We start from the raw sequence: 19,282 nt of genomic DNA on the forward strand, positions 1-19,282 counted from the left end.
GACTATCGCTGCGGTTTGTCGGGACGGGGCGTCTACCTCTTCTTCGGTCGGTGATCTGTCAGGCGAAGGGCACCTGGGCGGCCGGAGCCGCACTCTTCTCGAACGGGTGCTGCCACAGGCCCTCCGCGGCCAGCCTGGGCAGCACCCCCTCGCCGAACCAGTACGCCTCCTCCAGGTGCGGGTAGCCGGAGAAGACGAACTCGTCGATGCCGAGGGCCGCGTACTCCTTGATTCGCTCGGCGACCTCTGCGTGGCTGCCGACGAGTGCGGTGCCCGCGCCGCCGCGCACCAGGCCGATCCCTGCCCAGAGGTTGGGGTGGATCTCCAGGCCGTACCGGTCCCCACCGCTGTGCAGTGCGAGCATCCGCTGCTGTCCTTCGGACTCGCTGCGGGCGAGTCCTGCTTGTACGGATGCCACGGTCTTCTGGTCGAAGCCCGCCAGGAGCCGGTCGGCCTCGGCCCACGCCTGCTCGGACGTGTCCCTGGTGATGACGTGCAGCCGGATGCCGAACCGCACCGAGCGCTGCTCCTTCGCGGCGAGCTCCCGGATCCGAGTGATCTTCTCGGCTACCTGTGCGGGAGGTTCGCCCCAGGTGAGGTACACGTCGACGTGCCGGGCCGCTATCTCGCCGGCGATCGGCGAGGAGCCACCGAAGTAGATCTCGGGGACCGGATCCGGCGTGCGTGCCAGCTTCGCGTCCTCGACGCTGAGGTGTTCGCCTCGCAGGTCGACCGTCTTGCCTTCCCACAGGGCCCGGACGATTTCAAGGAATTCTCCGGTGCGGCGGTACCGGGCGTCCTTGTCGAGGAAGTCGCCGTAGGCGCGCTGTTCGTGGCTCTCGCCGCCGGTGACCACGTTGAGCAGGAGGCGGCCTCCGGTCTGCCGCTGGAAGGTGGAGGCCATCTGGGCGGCGAGCGTGGGGGAGACGAAGCCGGGGCGGAAGGCGACCAGGAACTTCAGCCGCTCGGTGTGCTGGGCGACCATCGCGGTGGTCAGCCACGCGTCCTCGCACCAGGCGCCGGTGGGGGTGAGCGCGGCCACGTAGCCCAGGTCCTCGGCGGCGCGGGCGATCTGGCTCAGGTAGGCCACCGTCGGCGGCCGGTCGCGTCCGCTGACGGTGGCCGGGGTGCCGTGACCGCCCCCGACGACATGACGGCTGTCGCCGTTGGTGGGCAGGAACCAGTGGAAGGTGAGGGACACGTGGTGTCTCCGTTCGGGACGCCCGGGGGCCTGACAGGTCCTCGGGGGGGTGTCAGAGCAGGCCGTGGCGGGGTGGCCGGGTGTGGTTGAGCACATGGCGTCCGATGTGCTGGATCTTCCAGCGGACCGGATCGTGCAGCGTATGGGTGCGGGCGTCGCGCCAGTGCCTGTGCAGGTTGAGGGAGTTGAGGGCGGAGCGTGTGCCGGCCACCTCGAAGAGGGCGCCCGTCACCTCCACGGCGGTCTGCGCGGCCAGTACCTTGGCGGCGGCCACGGCGATCGACGCCTCGGCCGCCGAATCGTCGGTGAGGTCGACTCGGGCGGTGTCCACGGCCCGCCCGGCGTCACCCAGCAGTGCCTTTGCGGCCCTGACCTGGACGGAGAGTTCGCCGAACCGCTGGATCAGCAGGGGGTCCTCGGCGGCCGTTTCGACGCCGCTCTCGAACCAGGGGCGGCTCTTGGTCCGTACGAACTGGGCCGCCTCTGCGAGGGCGGCTCCGGCGATGCCGGTGTCGATCGCCGCGTGCAGCAACTGGGCTACCGCGCCATGGAGTTGCGGGCCTTCGAAGGTGAGGTGGTGCGGTAGGACGCGGTCGGCCGGCACCCGTACGCCCGCAAGGCGGACGGTGCCGCTCGCGGTGGTGCGCTGGCCCATGCCGTCCCAGTCGTCCACGACGGTGAGGCCCGGCGAGTCCCGGGGCACGTAGGCCACCTGCAGGCTCTCGTCCTCCGTGCGGGCCAGCACGGGGATCCAGTGGGCGAAGAGGGCGCCGGTGGAGTAGTGCTTGACTCCTGTCAGGTCGTACGAGCCGTCGGGCCGGAGCTCCAGGCGGGTGCGGATGTCCTGGACGTGCTTGGTGCCCGCCTCCGACTGGGCGTTGCCCAGGCGTGCCCCGGAGAGCAGTTCGGCGAAGAAGAACTTCTGCTGTTCGTCGGTTCCTTGGCGGCGGATCACATTGACGTAGGCGAAGTGGCTCTGCGGGATCTGGGCGAGGCTGGCGTCCGCCGCGGACAGCAGCCGGAAGATCTCGGCGAGGGTCTCCGCGGAGACGTCGGCCCCGCCGTGTTCGGCGGGGACGGTGACGGCGAGCAGCCCGGATGCGGAGAGCCGGTCCAGCTCCGCACGCGGCAGACGGCGTTCGACGTCCCGCGCGGAGGCGTCGGCGCGGAACTCCTCGGCCAGAGAGGCGGCGACCGTGAGGGCCTCCGCGTCGTCGGCGATGACGTGTGCGGTCATGGCTCAGCCCGCCATGGCCGGCAGTGGCGCACGGCCGAGGGCCGTCGCGAACTGGTCGAACACCTGGTTTAGCGCTTCGCCCGCGGCCGGGGCGATGGTCAGAGTGCCGTCCTCGTGGGCGGTGAGGTCCTTGTCGAGGGTGAACCAGCCTTGGACGATATGAGCGGCGCCCATGGAGCTGAGCACCGGGCGCAGGGCGTAGTCGATGGCCAGGACGTGTGCCGTGGTGCCGCCGGTGGCCAGGGGAAGCACCGTCTTGCCCGCGAGTGCGTACTGCGGGAGCAGGTCGAGGAGCGCCTTGAGGACACCGGAGTAAGCCGCCTTGTAGACGGGCGTGCCGATGACGACCCCGTCGGCGCGGGCGAAGAGCTCGGTGGCCTCCACGATGGCCGGATGGCGGAAGTCGGCGCCGAGCAGCGCCTCGGCCGGGATGGCGCGGACGTCGAGCGGGAGCACCTCGTGGCCCTGGGCGGCGAGGCGCGCATCCAGGTGGCGCAGCAGTTTCCCGGTGCGGGAGGAGACGGAGGGGCTTCCGGAGACGGACAGGACGGTGGCCATGGGTGCCCTTTCGGATGAGGGGGCGCCTTCCACGGTGGAAGGCGCCCCGGAGCGCGGTCAGGAGTACCAGGTCGGTTCGGGCAGCTCACCGTCCAGGACCCAGCGTCCGACCTCGCGGCGCTTGTAGGAGACCGGGTCGTGGAGGGTGTGGGTGCGTACGTTGCGCCAGAACCGGTCCAGGCCCTCGGCGTGGGAGGTGGAGCGGGCCCCGGTGACCTCGAAGATGCGGTTCGAGACTTCCAGGGCGACGTCGGTGGCGCGGGCCTTGACCGCGGCCACCCGAACCTCGAATTCGCCACGAGTCTGCTCGGTGACCGCGTCGGGGTCCTCGTGCAGTCGCTGCCCCTCGGCGGCGACTGCGTCGGCCAGTGCCTCGACCGCCCACAGCTTCGCCGTGAGGTCGCCGTAGATGTCGATGACGTACGGCTCGTCGACCGCGCGTTCGTGGTCCCCGTGCAGCCAGGGGCGCGTCTTCTCGCGTGTGTAGGTGGCGGCCGTCTGCAGCGCGCCGGCTGCGATGCCGAGGTAGAAGTTGACGAAGACCAGCTGGATGGTGGGGACGTTGAGGGTGTTGTAGATGCGCGGCTGGAACTTCTTGGCGACGTATCCGGCCGCGGAGGACCACGGGGTGCGGACGCCGTCGAGGGTGACGCCGCCGCTCTCGGTGAGCCGCTGGCCGATGTTGTCCCAGTCGTCGTGGAAGGTCAGGCCGTCGCTGTCGGAGGGGACGATGGCGAAGACGTGCTGGTCGGTGCCCTCGAAGACGCCCTCCAGAACGGTGACGTCGGAGATCCTGCTGCCGGTGGAGAAGGTCTTTCGACCGGTGAAGACCAGGTCGTCGCCGTCCTCGGTCACGATGACGTCCGCGTCGCGCGGATTGACGGCCCCGCCGAAGAACCAGCGGTTCCTGGCGGCCTCGGCCTCCACGTGCTCCCACTGCTCGCGGGTGCCCACCAGGCGGGCGGCCCAGTTCCACAGGTAGTGGTAGCCGAGGAGCTGGGCGATGGAACCGTCGGCCTTGGCGACCTCGCGGACCACCTGGTAGGCGGTCGTCCAGTCCTCACCCGCGCCACCGTGCGCGACGGGGCCGAGCAGGGTCACCAGGCCGGATTCCTTGAGGAGTTGAACCTCGGCGTACGGGGTGGCACCCGCGTGGTCGCGGGCGGCGGCGTCGGTGGCGAGGACGGTGGCGACCTCGGCGGCGCGGGCGATCCATTCCCCGGCGGACTGCGGGGCGGGGCGGGTCTGCCAGTCGACGGGCGTGAAGGTGCTCATGGTGAGTGACCTCTTTCGCGGCGTGAGGTACGAGAGGCGGGAAGTACGGAGGGGCGGGCGGCGTGATTAGGCGGGGACGGGCGCGGACTCGGCTCTGCCGTCGGGCAGTTGGGACTCCAGTTCGCGGACCAGGGGCAGGACCCGCCGGCCGAAGTACTCGACCTCCTCGTGGTAATGCAGGAAGCCCAGGAGGAGCATGTCGACGCCGAGTTTCTTGTACGCGACGATCCGCTCGGCGATCTGCTCAGGGGTGCCGATGAGCCCGGTGCGGAAGCCGTCGTTGTACTGCACCAGGTCCTCGAAGGAGGAGTCCTGCCACATGCCCTTGCCGTCCGCGGCCGACCGGCCGGCCTGCTTGACGGCCGCGCCGAAGCCCTCGACGGCCTCGGTGTCCGCCCGGGCGACGATCTCGCGCAGCGTCTCGCGCGCCTCGGCTTCCGTGTCGCGTGCGATGAGGAAGCCGTTGAGGCCGAACTTCGGTGCGGTCCGGCCCGCTTCGGCGGCGGATTTGCGGACGTCGCCGACCTGCTCGGTGACCCCGGCGAAGTCCTTGCCGTTGGAGAAGTACCAGTCGGATACCCGGCCGGCCATGGCGCGCGCAGCCGTGGAGTTGCCGCCCTGGAAGATCTCCGGATGGGGGCGCTCGGGTGCGTTCAGCGGCTTGGGTTTGAGGGTGAAGTCGCGCAGCCGGTAGAAGTCGCCGGCGAGTTCGGTGTGGTCCTCGGTCCAGAGCTGACGAAGCGCGCGGATGAACTCCTCCGACCGGCGGTACCGCTCGTCGTGCTCGAGCCAGGGCTCGCCCAGGGCGGTGAACTCGCCCTTGAACCAGCCGCTGACGACGTTGACCGCGAACCGGCCCTTGGAGAGGTGGTCCGCGGTGGCACCGAACTTGGCGAGAACGCCCGGATGCCACAGGCCGGGGTGTACGGCGGCGATGACCTTCAACCGCTCGGTGGCCAGCAGCAGGGCGAGGCTGAAGCTGGTGGACTCGTGCTGGTACTCGGCTCCGTAACTGGCCATGTACCGAACCTGGCTGAGGGCGTAGTCGAAGCCGTTGTTCTCGGCGAGAACGGCCAGTTCCCGGTTGTAGTCGTATCCCCAGTCGGTGCGCTGTTCGATATTACTGGTGACCAGGCCACCGCTGACATTGGGAACCCAATAGGCGAATGTGAGGGGCGCGGGCATACAGAACTCCTGTCGCGGAATGCTCAGAGTTTCTGGCACGCCGAATTCGGCAGACTTGCGCGAGAGCCGGATTCAGACGGTGTGAGGACAGCGCGGCACGCCGGCCGGTACGACGCGTGCGGGTGCTGGAGGAGAGCGGCGGATCAGCGAATCAGGCCGCAGCTACGACAGGAGGCGCTGGAGACGCGAGCGAGGTCGACATGGCGTCGCCACGTGAGGTCCAGTCGCTTGTTCATGAACTCGATGCTGGCAGCGGTCCATGAGAACCGTCAAGGGAAACCCGACGGGTTCCGTATCGTGGACCATTGGATTTCACGAGCCTGTGACAGGGGAAGCCTTGCACTGCTCAGAAAACCAAAAGCATTCTGCTGGGATGCGGACCGAACAACTGGAATACATCGCTGCGGTGACCCGGCTCGGTTCTCTCCGCCGGGCGGCGGAAGAGCTGCGCGTGTCGCAGCCCGCGCTGAGCGAGACCGTCAGAAATCTGGAACGGGAGCTGGGCGTCGACCTCCTTGAGCGCAAGCGGTCCGGTTCGACGATGAGCGCGCAGGGCCGGGAACTGCTGCCGCACATCGCGAGCGTGCTGGAAGCGCTGGACCGGCTCCGTGCCGCAGCCGGCGAGCAGCACCGGATCAGCCGCATGGTGCGGGTGGGCACGGTGAACGCGGCAACCGTGCCGCTGCTCGTGCCGGTGGTGCGGGACTTTCGCGCGACGCATCCGGTCACCCAGGTCGAGGTGGTCGGTGTGCAGCAGACAGAGATCCAACGAGCCCTCCGCGAAGGCGGCTTCGACCTCGGACTGGTCAACCACCTGGACGGCGACGACGTACCCGCTGACCTTGAGACATCCCGGCTCCTGCGCGGCCGGCCGGTGGTCTGCATGCACCCCGACAGCCCCCTCGCCTCCCGTCCGGCGATCACCGTGGAAGAGCTCCTCCGCGAACCTCTGGTCGCGATGCGCTCCGGTTACGTCATGCACCGGTTCGTGCACCGGCTCCTGGCAGGCCGGGATCCGGTCTTCTCGTACTCCACCGACGGGGCCGAGATGGGCAAGCTGATGGTGGCCGAAGGGCTCGGGGCCACGGTCCTGCCGGACTTCAGCGTGATCGGCGATCCGCTGGAGCGGCTCGGCAGGATCATCCACCGACCGCTCGCGGACGACTCGACCCACGTACTGCTGATGCTGCAACGCCGGAAGGGCGACGCGGTGCCGCAGGCGGCGCAGGACCTGCACCAGGGATTCGTGCGCAGGGCCAGAGAGCTGAACGGGGTATCAGATCCCGTCGCTCCGACGGCATGCACGGTCGGGACCTGACGCACTTTCGGGGCAGGCTCCGGACGCCAAGCGGCGGGCCTTGTGGTGCTCGTGGCCGCGGCGGATTCAACGCACGCACGGACGAAGGAGCCCCACGCAGTCATCGGCACGCGCTGTCAAGGCACAGCAAGATGACGAAGCTCGCTTACCCGCTTGTCGTGGTCCGGCCGGCCGAGTCGGTTTCTTCCGGAAGCGCTTCTGTAGTCAGGGTGCCGTCGTGCGCTCATGCTTGAACCGGCCACCAGTTTGTAGCGGTCGTTTGCCAGCTCGCTGGTGCTGCGGTGTGCCGGCCGGACGAGTCGCCATGAGTGTCCATGACGCTCATTTGACGCTCCGGGTACGTAACAGCCTGCCGACGAACCACGAAAGACTGCCTGAACTGCGGATTCTCCCGGCCCCGCGACGGGAGGCACGATTTCGACGACGCATCACATGGAGTGCGCCCTCATCCTCCAACCCGCCGAAAGCCCCGCTGATCAGCACGCCGCGCGGTGGACGCAAGGCGCGCCCCCGCCCCTCACGCCCCAGCGCACGCGCGTGCCGCCGCGCCGAGGCGGCGGATGCCCTCGGTGAGGTCGGCGAGGTCCTCCGAAGCTGCGAAGCCGAGCCTCAGGTAGGCGCCTGGTTGCTCGGCCGGGAAGTAGCGGGCGCCCGCGTTGACCGTCACACCGTGGGCCCGTGCCGCGTCTGCGAGGGTGGAGTCGTTCAGGCCGGGCGGTAGTTGGGCCCACAGGTGCAGGCCGCCTTCCGGGATGCGGGTGGGGGGCCAGTCGGGCAGTTCGCGCGCCATGGCTGCGGCCAGTACCGCACAGCGTTCCCTCAAGTGCGCGGAAAGGGCGCGCAGATGCCGGTCCCACGCGGGGGTGCTGACCAGTTCCAAGGCCGCCTCCTGCAGTGGCCTGGCGATGAAGAAGTCGTCCACCTGGCGCATCCCCTGCAGTCTGCGCATCACCGGTCCACGGGCGATCACCGCCCCGATGCGCAGGCTCGGGGAGGCCGGCTTGGTCAGTGAGGTCAGTTGGACCACTGTGCCGTCGCGGTCGTCCGCGACCAGGGGGAGCGGCACCGGGCCGCCGTGGCCGAGGTGGCGGGCGAAGTCGTCCTCGATGAGGAACGCCCCGGCGGCGCGGGCCACGTCCACGACCTGGCGGCGCCGTGCCGGAGCGAGCACGGCGCCGGTCGGATTGTGGAAGGTGGGCTGGCAGTACAGTAGCCGGGCGCCGGTCACGGCGAAGGCGTCGGCCAGCAGGTCGGGGCGGACACCGTCGCCGTCCATCGGTACGGCCACCGGGCGCAGCCCCGCCGCGCGGGCGGCGGCCAGCGCGCCCGGGTACGTCGGCGACTCCACCAGCACGGGGCTGCCCGGCGCGGCGAGCGCGCGGAAGAGCATCGACAGTGCGCCCTGGCCGCCGCCGGTGATCAGTACGTCCTCGGGCCCCACGGTGCTTCCGGCGGCTCGGGCGAAGACGGCGCGCAGTGGCGCCAGGCCCGCGGCGGGTGCCCGGTCCCAGGCGCCGGGACGGCGGGCGGCCCGGGCCAGCGCCGCGCTCAACGCCCGTTCCGGGCGGAGTGAGGGGTGCAGATAGCCGCCTGCCATGGTGATCCCGCCTGTGGGCGGCGGATCCGAAAGGCCCTCCGCGGCACCCGGGTCGAAGTCCCGTCCGGCGAGTGCCACGGCCTGCCAGGAGGTGTCCGGCGCGTCGGTGGCCGAGTGAGTGCGGCGCGGGGCGACGTAGGTGCCGCTGCCCGGGCGGGTGACCACCTCGCCCTCGGCCGACAGTTGGGCGAACGCCCTCGACACCGTCACCGGGCTGACACCGTGACGCCCCGTCAACTCCCGGCTGCTGGGCAGTCGGTCACCGGGTGCGAGACGGGCGATCTCCGTGCGGAGTATCTCTACCAACGCCTCAGTACTGCTACTCTCAGACATGAGACAACAGAGTAACGCTTCTCTCCCTGCTGGAGAATCGCTCCTGGACACGGCCGCGGAGATCGCGGCGCTGCGCGCCGAAACCCCTGGCTGCGAGTCGGTCATCCACTTCAACAACGCGGGCTGCGGCCTGGTGGCCCGCCCGGTCCTCGCGGCGATGACCGACCACCTCCGGCTGGAGGCGACCATCGGCGGATACGAGGCCTCCGCCGCACGGGAAGTCCAGGTCCGTGACTTCTACGCATCGATCGCCGACCTCCTGGGCACCGGGCCCGGCAACATCGCCTTCGCCGGCAGCGCGACCCACGCGTACAGCAAAGCGCTGTCGGCGATCGACTTCCGGGCCGGCGACGTCATCCTCACCACGCGCAACGACTTCATCTCCAACCAGATCGCGTTCCTCGCCCTGCGCAAACGCTTCGGCGTCGAGATCGTCCACGCCCCCGACCACCCCGACGGCAGCGGTGTCGACGTCGGTGCCATGGCGGCGCTCATGCGCTCCCGCCGGCCCCGCCTCGTCGCCGCGACGCATGTGCCCACCAACTCCGGCCTCGTCCAGCCGGTGGCCGAGATCGGCCGTCACTGCCGTGAACTGGGCCTGCTTTACCTCGTGGACGCCTGCCAGTCGGTGGGCCAGTACCCGATCGACGTGGACGAGATCGGCTGCGACCTGCTCACCGCGACCTGCCGCAAGTTCCTGCGCGGCCCGCGGGGTTCGGGCTTCCTCTACGTCTCCGACCGCGTCCTGCGGGAGGGCTACGAGCCCCTGTTCATCGACATGTACGGCGCCCGCTGGGCCGATGCCGAAACGTACCGGCCGGTGGACAGCGCGGCACGGTTCGAGGAGTGGGAGTTCCCGTACGCCACCCTGCTCGGCTGTGCGGCGGCGGTGCGCTACGCCCTGCGGGTCGGCCTGGAGCCGATCTCCCGCCGGACGCCCGCGCTGGCCGCCCGGCTGCGCGACCGCCTGGCGGACATCCCCGGCATACGGCTCCTCGACCGCGGCCCGGCCCCGGCGGCGCTCGTCACCTTCGAGACCGAGGGCTGGCAGCCGCAGCCGTTCAAGACGGCCCTGGACGAGCGCGGCATCAACTCGGCTTTGAGTTTCCGGGAGTTCGCGCAGTACGACTTCGACGACAAGGACGTCGACTGGTGCCTCCGGCTGTCACCGCACTACTACAACACTGAGGACGAGGTCGACACGGTCGCCGCAGCCGTCGCCGAACTCGCCGAGCGCGGGCCGAGGATGCGCTGATGGCGTCGGCGAATGTGGCGGCGGCCGGCCCGGAGGCGGCTGCCGGGAAGCCGCCCAGAACCCTCTGGCGCAACGGCGACTTCCTCACCTTCTGGCTGGGCGAGACCGTGTCGCTGCTCGGCACCCAGGTGACGACCCTCGCGCTGCCCCTCACCGCCATCCGCGCGTTCGGGGCCAGCGACGAGCAGGTGGGACTGCTGCGGTTCCTGCAGCTCGCCCCCTACCTCGGCCTCGCCCTGATCTTCGGGGTGTGGGTGGACCGGGCCCGCCGGCGCAGGGTCATGCTCGCGGCGAACCTGGTCCGGATGGTCCTGCTGGCGCTGGTCCCCGTCCTGTACTGGGCGGACGCCCTCAGCATGGTCACCCTGACGGTCATCGCGTGTGCCGTCGGTGTCGCATCGGTGCTGTTCGACGTGAGCTGGATGTCGTACGTCCCCACCCTGGTGCGCGATCCCGAGCAGTACGTCGAGGCGAGCGCGAAGATGGGCGTCAGCTCGTCCACGGCGGATGTGACGGGGCCCGGTCTGGCGGGTGTCCTGGTGTCGGCGCTGACCGCACCGGTGGCACTGATCGTGGACGCCTGCTCGTACCTGGTCTCCGTGATCTCCCTGCTGCTCATCCGCACCCCCGAGCCGCGTCCGGAGCGGGGTCCCCACCGCCACATCTGGGCGGAGCTGCGGGACGGCCTCCGCTGGGTCATGACGAACAGGATTCTGCGGGCCCTGGCGCTCGTCGGATTCTGCTGCAACTTCTCCATGATCACCGTCTGGACGATGTTCCTGCTCCACGGCACGCGCGATCTGCATCTCGCCCCGTCCGTTCTCGGTGGCATCTTCGCCACGGCTTCGGTGGGCGGCCTCATCGGCGCGCTGACCTCCGGACGGGTCATCAAGCGGTTCCGCCTCGGACGCGTCTATCTGGTGGCCCAGTCGGCCCTCCTGCTCGGCCCGGTCCTCCTCGCCACCGCCGCCGGACCGAGCCGGCTGGTGATCGCGATGTGCGTGGCGTCCTTCTTCGTCACGTACCTGGGCCTCGGCGTCGCCAACGTCATCATCGTCAGCCTCCGGCAGACGAGCACTCCCGCGTCGATGATGGGGAGGATGACCGCGGCCTTCCGAATGCTGCTGTTCGGCGGCGGCGCACTCGGTGGCCTGTCCGCCGGGCTCCTGACCGGCGCGCTCGGCGGCAGGGGCGCCCTGACCGTCGCGGCGCTCGGCTCCGCCGTCGTGGTGATCGGGCTCTTCGCGTCCCCGGTCACCAGACTGGCAGCGCTGCCGTCACCGGCCGAGCACGCCGGGCGTCATTGACCGTACCTGCGGATGGTCCGGTGCCCGGCAGGAGGTGAACCTGCCGGGCACCCGCGACGGCCGGGCGGCCACATTCCGTCCGCCGATGTGCCCGGAGCGGGCGGGGCTGATAGACAACCAAGGCGAACGGGCCGCGCCTTCACCACGGGCCGCCCCACAGACCGACCCGAGCGACCGGAACAAGGACACCAGACATGCTGCTGGCCGAGCAGGCATTCGTCGGGCTGAGGCTGCGCGGACAGCAGGTGCAGGCCGTTGCCACCGTGTTCGCCGACGAGGCCCGCCGCCGTTCCGCAGCCGGCCTCGGGGCCGTCGACAGCCGGGCGCTGCTCACCGTCCTGCACGACCTTCCCGTGGACCACGCCGTTCCGCTGTCCGTCCTCGAGCCGCATGCTCTGCGAACGCTGTGCACCGCACCGCCCGGTGTCGTGGACCTGTCGGCCGGTCAGGGCATCGCCGTACGGCGGGTTGTGCCTGCTGCCCGCGTCGAGCTGGTCCTCGTCCACGGGCCGCAGGGAGTCGCGCCCCACGCATGGGACTCCGCCGTCCGGGACGCCTCGCAGTTCGCGCCGTTCTGCGCACGCGGGGTCGTCATCACCCGCCCCGGGCCGGAACGAGGGCGGCGCATGCCTGGACCGCCTGATGACCCCGAGACGGACCTGCTGCTTCTCAAAGCCCGCTTCTACGGAGTCGGCGTCGCCGTCCAAGGGCCTGCCGGGCTGCGTTGGCTCCTGGAGCCCGCGCCCTATCGTCCCCAGCGTCACTCCGCCGCTCAGTGGCTCTTCCACGAGCAGGCATGGCGTCAACTCGGCCGGGACCTGTCCTGAGCCCGACGCCTCCCCACCATGGGCAGCGCGGGCGGACAGGAGCGGCGCCAGGCTTGAAGCACGTTGGGGAAGGCGACCTCCGTATCCGTCTGGGACGCCAACAGGCGGTGGTACTCCCAGGCGTCCGCGAGTTGCTGACGCCACCAGCCGATCCGCTCGTCGCCGGGCAGGGTCGCGTCCAATTCCTCATGGAGGCCATAGAGTTCGCAGACGGTGTGCCGGAGCGCTGCCATCACATGGGCGGCGCTGTCCGTGAAGCGGGTGAGAGCGGCTCCCCCGCACACCGCGCAGTCGCAGGTCCACGGAGCGATGTGGGCGAACCAGTCCTGGAGCCTCGCCACGCGGTGGTAGCGGAGCAGACGCCGGACCAGGACCACCGGATGCGGCTTGTGGCCGCCACCCCCGCTGTCGGGCCGCGGAGCCACTCCATGGCGGAGAACGGCCGAGGCCCCGACCGCCGCACCCAGCGCCCCGTGGGCCATCGCGTCGAAGGCCGCGAGGTCCGTGCGCCACAGGACGAGCCGGGGGCAGGAACGGCACAACTGCCGCAGCCCCTCGGGTGCCTGAACGCGGTCCAGCGGGTCACCGTCCGCCTGCAGGATCAGCGCCACCGGGTGTCGACATGCCTGGATCTGCTCGGCGAGGTGGGACACGCACGAGCGCCGCAACCATCGCCAGCTGCACGGCACCAGCACCACCGTGTCCTGGCGGCGCAGCTGGTTCGCCTGACGGATCACGGCGTTGAGCACCGGCAGGTCTGCCGTCTCGTCGCCCTGGATGAAGCATGTGGGGGTGACTGCATAGGACGCCCTGTTGTCGCGCTGGCCGTCCAGGACCTCATCGAGCCCGGTGACGTCCAACTCCCGCCAGCCCCAACGCGTTTTGAGGCCGAAGGGTGCGTCGACGGTGGCGATGTGCTGGGTGTGGCTACCGTGGTCCGTGACCACGACCATCTCGGGCCGGGCGTTGCGTATCTCCCGGCACCTGACCGGTGCGGCAGCGCCGGTCAGCACCAGCCCGCCCGTGCGGGCCGGGACGTACGGGAGCACGTCGATCGCCGACCGGTCGTTGACCATGATCAGTAGGCGGTCCCGCAGCAGTTCGTCGATCCCCTCGATCCCAGGCCGCACGAGATCGTCCCCCTCACGCTCCTCAGGGCACCCCGCCGGTCCTCACTGTCAGAGCCCTGAAACGGCCGGCGCAAGACCGCCTGTCTGCGGCGGAACGATTCTCGGACACCGGCGAACGGGGCGGGAGGGATCGACGCGGCGCATGGGACGTGGGGGGCCTTCGTTCGTTGCCCCAACCGCTTCCGCTTGGCCGCTCCGCGACTCGCGGAGCGGCGGACGATGCGGGCCGCGTGTCCCGTCGCCGTTCCGGACGAACTCACCTACCCCGACGATGAGTTGATGACCCAGGCAACCACCCCCCTGACCTCCCCCTATAGCTCCCAGTGAGCACCGACGCACCGGTCGTTTTTTTGCTCAATGGTGAACAGGGAGCCCAGGGATCGGAGGGGATTCGGGCTTACAGTCCTGTTTGACCGGCTCGGCGACATTCTGGGACAAGGGGCGTTCGGTGGAGGAACGGGGGATCACGGTGCTGGAGGCAGGGCAGTTAGGGCAGGCGGGGGACCACCGCGAGCAGGCGGGGGACCACCGCGAGCAGGCGGGCGACCGGAGCGAGCGGAGGAACGGGAGCGCTCACGGGCACGGGCACGGGAGCGTTCACGGGCACGGGTACCGGGCCGCAGGGGTGTTGGGGGAGTTACCGGCCCGGCCCGTGGTGCGGGTCATGTTGGTGGCGGAGCAGTCGGTGACGCGGGCCGGGTTGCGGTCGATATTGACGGCGGCGCCGGAGTTGCGGGTGGTCAGTAGTTTCGGGAATCCGAAGAAGGCCATCGAGGCGTCCCGTGAGGAGCAGCCCGAGGTCATCCTCGTCGGTACGAGGGAAGGGCTGACCGCGGATGCGGCGGCCGCGCAGCGGCTGGTGTCGGTGAACGGGGCGCCGGGGGCGAAGGCGATACTGCTGCATCCCGCGGAGACGAGTGTGGAGGTCTCGCAGGTCCTCACGGGGGGCGTGCACGGGTGTATCGATCCCGCGGTGGACGAGGAGCAGATCATTCGAGCGGTGACCACCGTCGCGCTGGGCGGTGCGGTGTTCCTGCCGGCGCCCAAGGTGCAGCCGGTCGAACTGACGCTGGCGATCGACGGGCCCAGCCCGGGCGAGGCCAGTCTGACCGAGCGGGAGCGGGCGGTGCTGGGCAAGCTCGCGCGGGGGCTGAGCAATGCGGAGATCGCCACGGAGCTGTTCCTGGCGGAGGCCACCGTCAAGAAGCATCTGACCCAGGCCATGCGGAAGATCGGGCAGCCGGACCGGCTGCGGGCCGGGCTGTACGCGTATCAGCACGGGATCTTCGAGTAGCCGGCGAGGGGTGCGGTGTCGGGGGCGCCGGGCGGCGCGGCCTGTGGGCGACGATCGGAGTAGGCGCGGGTGACGATCGAGGAACCGCAAGTCTCCGAAGGTGTGTTCTGTCAGGTGTGTACCAGCGGTTAATTTTGTTTCGCTCTTTCGGTTCGGCCGGCCGCCCGATATAGGTGGCCGGCGGGCCGCAACTCGCCATACCAACAGCGGGGGACCCGTTGAGCGACTTCACCATCAGCCATGTCGAATTCCATGTCGGGGATGCCCGGCAAGCCGCCTATTACTACCGCACCGCATTCGGATTCGAAACGTTAGCCGAAGGCGGTCCGGAAACCGGGCTTGCGGATCGCAGGTCCATTCTTCTCGGGCAGGGGGGCATTCGCCTCCTGATGACGTCCGATCTGACGTCCGACGGGCCGGTGGCCCGTTATGTGGCGCGCCACGGTGACGGAGTGGCGAACGTCGCGCTGCGCACGGGGGACGCCGAGGGCGCGTTCCGGCGGGCCGTCGAGCACGGGGCGGAGGTGGTGGCGGAGCCGGCCGAGGTCGAGTACGAGGACGGTTCGGTCGCCGTGTCCGCCGCGGTCAGGGCCTTCGGGGACACCGTGCACACCTTTGTGCAGTACGGCGCGGAGGGGCAGTTGCCGCACCCTCGGCTGCAGGCGACCGGCCCCGGCGCGCAGCCCGGCGCACTGTCCGACCATGCCGCCGGTGACGCACCGCGGTTGCATTCGCTCGATCACTTCGCCGTGTGCCTTCCGGCCGGTGAACTCGCCAAAACCGTGGCCTTCTACGAAAAGGGCCTCGGGTTCGACGAGGCATTCGAGGAATTCATCGAGGTCGGCGACCAGGCAATGGAATCCAAGGTGGTCCGCAGCCCGTCCGGGGCGGTCACCTTCACGTTCCTGGAGCCCGATGTGCGGCGTAAGCCGGGGCAGATCGACACCTTTCTCGACGCGCACGGCGGCGCCGGCGTACAGCATCTGGCATTCGGCACGTCGGATATCGCTGCTGCCGTGCCGCACATCGCCTCGCAGGGGGTGGAATTCCTGCACACGCCGGCCACGTACTACGACGCGGTCGAGGACCGGGTCGGCTCCCTCGGGGGTGATCTGGAGGTGCTGCGCGACCTGTGCGTGCTCGCCGACCGCGACGACTGGGGGCTGCTGTACCAGATCTTCACCCGCTCGCCGCACGCCCGGGGCACGTTCTTCCTCGAACTCATCGAGCGGCGCGGCGCGCAGACCTTCGGCAGCGGCAACATCAAGGGGCTCTACGAGGCGGTCGAGCGGGCCCAGGCCCTCACCGGCGCTCCATGACTGACACCGGCACCGATTCAGTCGTCGACACCGACCCGGCCCCCGACCTCACCCCCGCCACCGACCCGGCCACCCCGCCGCTGACCCTCGGCGCCTACGCCGCGCTCGCCGAGGACCGGCTGCCCCCTGCCACGTGGCACTACATCCAGGGCGGAGCCGGTACGGAGAGCAGCGTTCGGGGCAACCGCGCCGCGTACCGCCGGCTCCGCCTGCGGCCCCAGGTGCTGGCCGACGTCTCCCGGTGTGATCTGTCGACCACGGTGCTGGGGGACCCGGTCGGCGCGCCGCTCGGCATCGCGCCGATGGCCTACCACCAACTCGCCTGCGAGGAAGGGGAAGTGGCCACGGTGCGGGCGGCCGGGGGGCCCGGGCTGCGGATTCCGACCGTCGTCAGCATCTTCGCCAGCCGGACCTTCGAGGACCTCGCCGCGCAGGCCACCGGACCGCTCTGGCTGCAGCTCTACTGGCTGCACCGGCGGGACGTGCTGCGCACGGTGGTGCGGCGCGCGGAGGCCGCCGGGTTCCGCGCCCTGGTGCTCACCGTGGACACCCCGCGGCTCGGCAGACGGCTCCGCGAGGTGCGGTACGGCTTCCACCTGCCCCCGGGCATCGTCGCCCGCAACCTGGACGGTGAGGTCACCGGCTTCCTGCACGACCGGCAGGACGGCAGCTCCGCCCTGGCCCGGCACGCCGACGCCTTCATCGACCCGTCGCTGAGCTGGTCCGATCTGGACTGGTTGCGGGAGCAGACCCGGCTGCCGCTCCTCCTCAAGGGCGTCCTCACCGCCGAGGACGCGGCCCGTGCCGCCGGGCTCGGCATCGACGGGATCGTGGTGTCCAACCACGGCGGACGCCAACTCGACGGCGCCGTCGCGACGTTGGACGCGCTGCCGGAGGTCGTGGCGGCGGTCGACGGCCGCTGCCCGGTGTTCCTCGACGGCGGCATCCGCCACGGGACCGACGTGCTGAAGGCGCTGGCGCTGGGCGCGCGGGCGGTCTTCGTCGGCAGACCCGTGCTGTGGGGACTGGCCGCCGGCGGCGAGGCCGGGGCGCGCGAGGTGCTCACCCTGCTGCGGGACGAACTGGAGGACGCCATGGCGCTGGCCGGCCGCCCCTCCCTCGCCGCCCTCGGCCCGGAGCTGCTGGCCCGCGGCCCGGCCGCGGCGGCACCGAACGAAGCGTACGAGGACCCGGATCTTCGGAAAGGACCCTGATGACCACCGATCCGTTCCAGCTCAGCGACCACGACCGGGCGTTGCTGCCCACCGACGACGACGTGCAGTTCTACCAGGAGCACGGCTGGTACCTGTCGAAGAAGCTGCTGACCGACGACGAGGTCGACACGCTCGTCGAGGCCAGCGAGCGGTTCTACGCCGGTCACCGGGACCGGACCCTCCCGGTCCGGCCGCCGCGGCTGGCGTACTGGGAGCCGGAGAAGGGCGACGTCCACCGGCACAACGACTACATCTTCTACGAGGACGACACGATCCGGAGCATCCTGTCCAAGCCGCTCATCGGGGCGGTCGCCGCGCGCATCGCGGAGACCAGCCAGATACGGCTGTGGAACAGCACCCTGATCTACAAGCCGCCGCGGCCCGAGGACGAGGGCAACATCGTGCCCTGGCACTTCGACCGCCACTACTGGCAGACCTGCACCTCCGACGAGATGCTGACCGCCTTCATCCCCTTCCACGACTGCGACGAGGAGATGGGCACCATCACCATGGTCGACGGCAGTCACCGGTGGAAGGAGATCGGCGGCAACGACGCGACCACCAAGCACTTCGCCGAGCGGGACCGTTCCGAGCTCGACGAGATGCTGGAGGAGAACGCCGCCTTCAACAACGTGTCGGTCCGCAAGGTGCCCGTCGTCATCCCGAAGGGGCACATCAGCTTCCACCACTGCCGCACCTACCACGGCAGCGGGCTCAACCGCAGCGACCGCCCGCGCCGGGCGATCTCGTTCCACCTCCAGGACCGCACGAACCAGTGGCGGCCGTTCGAGATCTCGACCGGCGAGCGGGTCGTCTACAACAACGACGTCCTCGTCCGCAAGGACGCGAACGGCCACCCCGACTACACGGACCCGGACTTCTGCCCGGTGCTCTGGCAGGAGCAGGCGTAATGCCGCGGCCCGGACCGGACGCCGAGCTCAGGCCGGCCGATCTCCACTCGTCCCTGTCGGACCCGCTGCTCGACGTGATGAACTTCCTCAACGAGGTCACGCTGCGGTACCCCGAGGCGATCTCGTTCGGTCCGGGCCGCCCCTACGACGGGTTCTTCGAGGTGGACCGGATCGGCGGCTACCTCGACACCTACACGCGCCACCTGGAGCAGGACCTCGGCCGCTCACCCGAGGAGGTGCGCACCGCGCTGTTCCAGTACGGGCGCACCAACGGCCAGATCCACGAGCTGGTGGCCCGGACGATCGCCCACGACGAAGGCATCCACACCGACCCGTCGGCCGTCGTGGTCACCGTCGGCTGCCAGGAGGCGATGCTCCTGGTCCTGCGGGCGCTGATCGCCGGGCCGGACGACGTCCTGCTGGTCACCGACCCCGGCTACGTCGGCATCACGGGCGCCGCGCGGCTGCTGGACGCCGCGACCGTCCCGGTGCCCGAGGACGACACCGGCCTGGACCTCGACGCGCTGCGCGCCACCGTCCGGGAGCTCCGCGCCCGGGGCAAGCGGCCGCGTGCGGTGTACGTGATCCCGGACTTCGCCAACCCCTCCGGGGCGTCGATGCCCACGGAAAAGCGGCACGCGCTGCTCGATCTCGCCGCGGAGGAGGACCTGTTGCTGCTGGAGGACAACCCGTACGGGTTCTTCAGCCGTACCGGGGAGCAGCGGCCCACCCTGAAGTCCCTCGACACCCGGCACCGGGTGATCTACTTCGGCTCCTTCGCCAAGACCTGCTTCCCGGGTGCCCGCGTCGGCTACGTCATCGCCGATCAGCCGGTCATCGGCGAGAACGGTGGGCGCACCCTGCTCGCCGACGAACTGTCGAAGATCAAGAGCATGGTCACGGTGAACACTCCGGCGATCGCCCAGGCGGCCATCGGGGGCATGCTCCTCGCACACGGGTGCCGGCTGCGGGACGCCAACAAGGACCTCATCGAGTTCTACCGCGGCACCATGGACGCGCTGCTGGCCGCCCTCGCCCGCCATCTGCCGCAGGACCGGTGGGGGGTGCGGTGGAACGTGCCGGACGGCGGGTTCTTCCTCGTCCTGACCCTGCCGTTCGCCGCCGACAACGCCTTCCTGGAGGAATCGGCCCGCGACCACGGCGTCATCTGGACCCCGATGAGCTACTTCTACCTGGGCGACGGCGGCGAGTGCCAACTACGGCTTTCGGCCAGTAACTTGACGCCCGAGCGGATCGAGGAAGGGGTGCGCCGGCTCGCCGCGCACATCATCCAGCGGATCACCCGGGGCGCTGGATGACC

At 70.3% G+C, this 19,282-nt stretch carries 16 protein-coding genes; 9 read left to right on the forward strand and 7 right to left on the reverse strand.

The genetic code is table 11. The annotated features are described in order from the left end of the window. Window positions 1-58 precede the first annotated feature (58 nt). The 5 genes from ACZ7MX_RS25195 to sfnG all read right to left on the reverse strand — a co-directional run bounded on the left by ACZ7MX_RS25195 (window position 59) and on the right by sfnG (window position 5,456). Window positions 59-1,201 (reverse strand): LLM class flavin-dependent oxidoreductase, encoded by a 1,143-nt coding sequence (locus ACZ7MX_RS25195; RefSeq protein WP_472135498.1) that lies wholly within the window; start codon window positions 1,199-1,201, stop codon window positions 59-61. 52 nt (window positions 1,202-1,253) lie between these two features. Beyond that, window positions 1,254-2,438: an SfnB family sulfur acquisition oxidoreductase gene (locus ACZ7MX_RS25200; protein WP_472135499.1), complete on the reverse strand. Its 1,185-nt coding sequence runs from the start codon at window positions 2,436-2,438 to the stop codon at window positions 1,254-1,256. 3 nt (window positions 2,439-2,441) lie between these two features. Next, window positions 2,442-2,996: an NADPH-dependent FMN reductase gene (gene ssuE, locus ACZ7MX_RS25205; RefSeq protein WP_472135500.1), complete on the reverse strand. Its 555-nt coding sequence runs from the start codon at window positions 2,994-2,996 to the stop codon at window positions 2,442-2,444. Between the two features lie 57 nt (window positions 2,997-3,053). Then, complete coding sequence (locus ACZ7MX_RS25210) at window positions 3,054-4,271, reverse strand: acyl-CoA dehydrogenase family protein (protein WP_472135501.1); 1,218 nt, start codon at window positions 4,269-4,271, stop codon at window positions 3,054-3,056. A gap of 66 nt (window positions 4,272-4,337) precedes the next feature. Further along, window positions 4,338-5,456 carry a dimethylsulfone monooxygenase SfnG gene (sfnG, locus tag ACZ7MX_RS25215; RefSeq protein ID WP_472135502.1) on the reverse strand — a complete coding sequence of 373 codons (1,119 nt, stop codon included), beginning with the start codon at window positions 5,454-5,456 and terminating at the stop codon, window positions 4,338-4,340. 373 nt (window positions 5,457-5,829) lie between these two features. Here sfnG and ACZ7MX_RS25220 point away from each other — a divergent pair, with 373 nt between their 5' ends. After that, entirely contained in the window at window positions 5,830-6,774 is a 945-nt protein-coding gene (locus tag ACZ7MX_RS25220) for a LysR family transcriptional regulator (RefSeq protein WP_472135736.1), read from the forward strand. 517 nt (window positions 6,775-7,291) lie between these two features. On the opposite strand, the gene ACZ7MX_RS25225 is transcribed toward ACZ7MX_RS25220, so the two are convergent. Further along, window positions 7,292-8,704: an aminotransferase-like domain-containing protein gene (locus ACZ7MX_RS25225; protein WP_472135503.1), complete on the reverse strand. Its 1,413-nt coding sequence runs from the start codon at window positions 8,702-8,704 to the stop codon at window positions 7,292-7,294. On the opposite strand from ACZ7MX_RS25225, the gene ACZ7MX_RS25230 reads away from it, so the two are divergent. The 3 genes from ACZ7MX_RS25230 to ACZ7MX_RS25240 all read left to right on the forward strand — a co-directional run bounded on the left by ACZ7MX_RS25230 (window position 8,703) and on the right by ACZ7MX_RS25240 (window position 12,093). Further along, window positions 8,703-9,959 carry an aminotransferase class V-fold PLP-dependent enzyme gene (locus ACZ7MX_RS25230; RefSeq protein WP_472135504.1) on the forward strand — a complete coding sequence of 419 codons (1,257 nt, stop codon included), beginning with the start codon at window positions 8,703-8,705 and terminating at the stop codon, window positions 9,957-9,959. The two genes, ACZ7MX_RS25225 and ACZ7MX_RS25230, sit on opposite strands and share 2 nt — an antisense overlap. Next, complete coding sequence (locus ACZ7MX_RS25235; protein ID WP_472135505.1) at window positions 9,959-11,266, forward strand: MFS transporter; 1,308 nt, start codon at window positions 9,959-9,961, stop codon at window positions 11,264-11,266. The genes ACZ7MX_RS25230 and ACZ7MX_RS25235 overlap by 1 nt, the downstream gene beginning before the upstream one ends. Window positions 11,267-11,460: 194 nt before the next feature. Then, on the forward strand, window positions 11,461-12,093 hold the full coding sequence (locus tag ACZ7MX_RS25240; protein ID WP_472135506.1) for a hypothetical protein: 633 nt from the start codon (window positions 11,461-11,463) through the stop codon (window positions 12,091-12,093). Here ACZ7MX_RS25240 and ACZ7MX_RS25245 read toward each other — a convergent pair. Continuing rightward, window positions 12,069-13,223 carry a hypothetical protein gene (locus tag ACZ7MX_RS25245; RefSeq protein ID WP_472135507.1) on the reverse strand — a complete coding sequence of 385 codons (1,155 nt, stop codon included), beginning with the start codon at window positions 13,221-13,223 and terminating at the stop codon, window positions 12,069-12,071. The genes ACZ7MX_RS25240 and ACZ7MX_RS25245 overlap by 25 nt on opposite strands. Before the next feature lie 664 nt (window positions 13,224-13,887). On the opposite strand from ACZ7MX_RS25245, the gene ACZ7MX_RS25250 reads away from it, so the two are divergent. The 5 genes from ACZ7MX_RS25250 (at window position 13,888) to ACZ7MX_RS25270 (ending at window position 19,280) form a co-directional block, all read left to right on the forward strand. Continuing rightward, entirely contained in the window at window positions 13,888-14,517 is a 630-nt protein-coding gene (locus ACZ7MX_RS25250) for a response regulator transcription factor (RefSeq protein WP_393563039.1), read from the forward strand. A 173-nt stretch (window positions 14,518-14,690) separates the two neighbouring features. Further along, entirely contained in the window at window positions 14,691-15,836 is a 1,146-nt protein-coding gene (hppD, locus tag ACZ7MX_RS25255) for a 4-hydroxyphenylpyruvate dioxygenase (RefSeq protein WP_472135508.1), read from the forward strand. Continuing rightward, entirely contained in the window at window positions 15,833-17,050 is a 1,218-nt protein-coding gene (locus ACZ7MX_RS25260; protein WP_472135509.1) for an alpha-hydroxy acid oxidase, read from the forward strand. Before hppD ends, ACZ7MX_RS25260 begins: the two co-directional genes overlap by 4 nt. Then, the gene (locus ACZ7MX_RS25265) at window positions 17,050-17,961 is read left to right on the forward strand and encodes a phytanoyl-CoA dioxygenase family protein (protein ID WP_472135510.1); all 912 of its coding nucleotides are present in this window, start codon (window positions 17,050-17,052) and stop codon (window positions 17,959-17,961) included. Before ACZ7MX_RS25260 ends, ACZ7MX_RS25265 begins: the two co-directional genes overlap by 1 nt. Next, on the forward strand, window positions 17,961-19,280 hold the full coding sequence (locus ACZ7MX_RS25270) for an aminotransferase-like domain-containing protein (RefSeq protein WP_472135511.1): 1,320 nt from the start codon (window positions 17,961-17,963) through the stop codon (window positions 19,278-19,280). The genes ACZ7MX_RS25265 and ACZ7MX_RS25270 overlap by 1 nt, the downstream gene beginning before the upstream one ends. Window positions 19,281-19,282 lie beyond the last annotated feature (2 nt).

Source organism: Streptomyces sp. NPDC107765 (genome assembly GCF_055657085.1).

Bases quoted from the DNA above. Each gene is read 5' to 3' on its own strand.
- ACZ7MX_RS25200 (WP_472135499.1), bottom strand. From the start codon at position 2,438: ATGACCGCACACGTCATCGCCGACGACGCGGAGGCCCTCACGGTCGCC.
- ssuE (WP_472135500.1), bottom strand. From the start codon at position 2,996: ATGGCCACCGTCCTGTCCGTCTCCGGAAGCCCCTCCGTCTCCTCCCGC.
- ACZ7MX_RS25210 (WP_472135501.1), bottom strand. From the start codon at position 4,271: ATGAGCACCTTCACGCCCGTCGACTGGCAGACCCGCCCCGCCCCGCAG.
- sfnG (WP_472135502.1), bottom strand. From the start codon at position 5,456: ATGCCCGCGCCCCTCACATTCGCCTATTGGGTTCCCAATGTCAGCGGT.
- ACZ7MX_RS25220 (WP_472135736.1), top strand. From the start codon at position 5,830: ATGCGGACCGAACAACTGGAATACATCGCTGCGGTGACCCGGCTCGGT.
- ACZ7MX_RS25230 (WP_472135504.1), top strand. From the start codon at position 8,703: ATGAGACAACAGAGTAACGCTTCTCTCCCTGCTGGAGAATCGCTCCTG.
- ACZ7MX_RS25225 (WP_472135503.1), bottom strand. From the start codon at position 8,704: ATGTCTGAGAGTAGCAGTACTGAGGCGTTGGTAGAGATACTCCGCACG.
- ACZ7MX_RS25235 (WP_472135505.1), top strand. From the start codon at position 9,959: ATGGCGTCGGCGAATGTGGCGGCGGCCGGCCCGGAGGCGGCTGCCGGG.
- ACZ7MX_RS25240 (WP_472135506.1), top strand. From the start codon at position 11,461: ATGCTGCTGGCCGAGCAGGCATTCGTCGGGCTGAGGCTGCGCGGACAG.
- ACZ7MX_RS25250 (WP_393563039.1), top strand. From the start codon at position 13,888: ATGTTGGTGGCGGAGCAGTCGGTGACGCGGGCCGGGTTGCGGTCGATA.
- ACZ7MX_RS25260 (WP_472135509.1), top strand. From the start codon at position 15,833: ATGACTGACACCGGCACCGATTCAGTCGTCGACACCGACCCGGCCCCC.
- ACZ7MX_RS25265 (WP_472135510.1), top strand. From the start codon at position 17,050: ATGACCACCGATCCGTTCCAGCTCAGCGACCACGACCGGGCGTTGCTG.
- ACZ7MX_RS25270 (WP_472135511.1), top strand. From the start codon at position 17,961: ATGCCGCGGCCCGGACCGGACGCCGAGCTCAGGCCGGCCGATCTCCAC.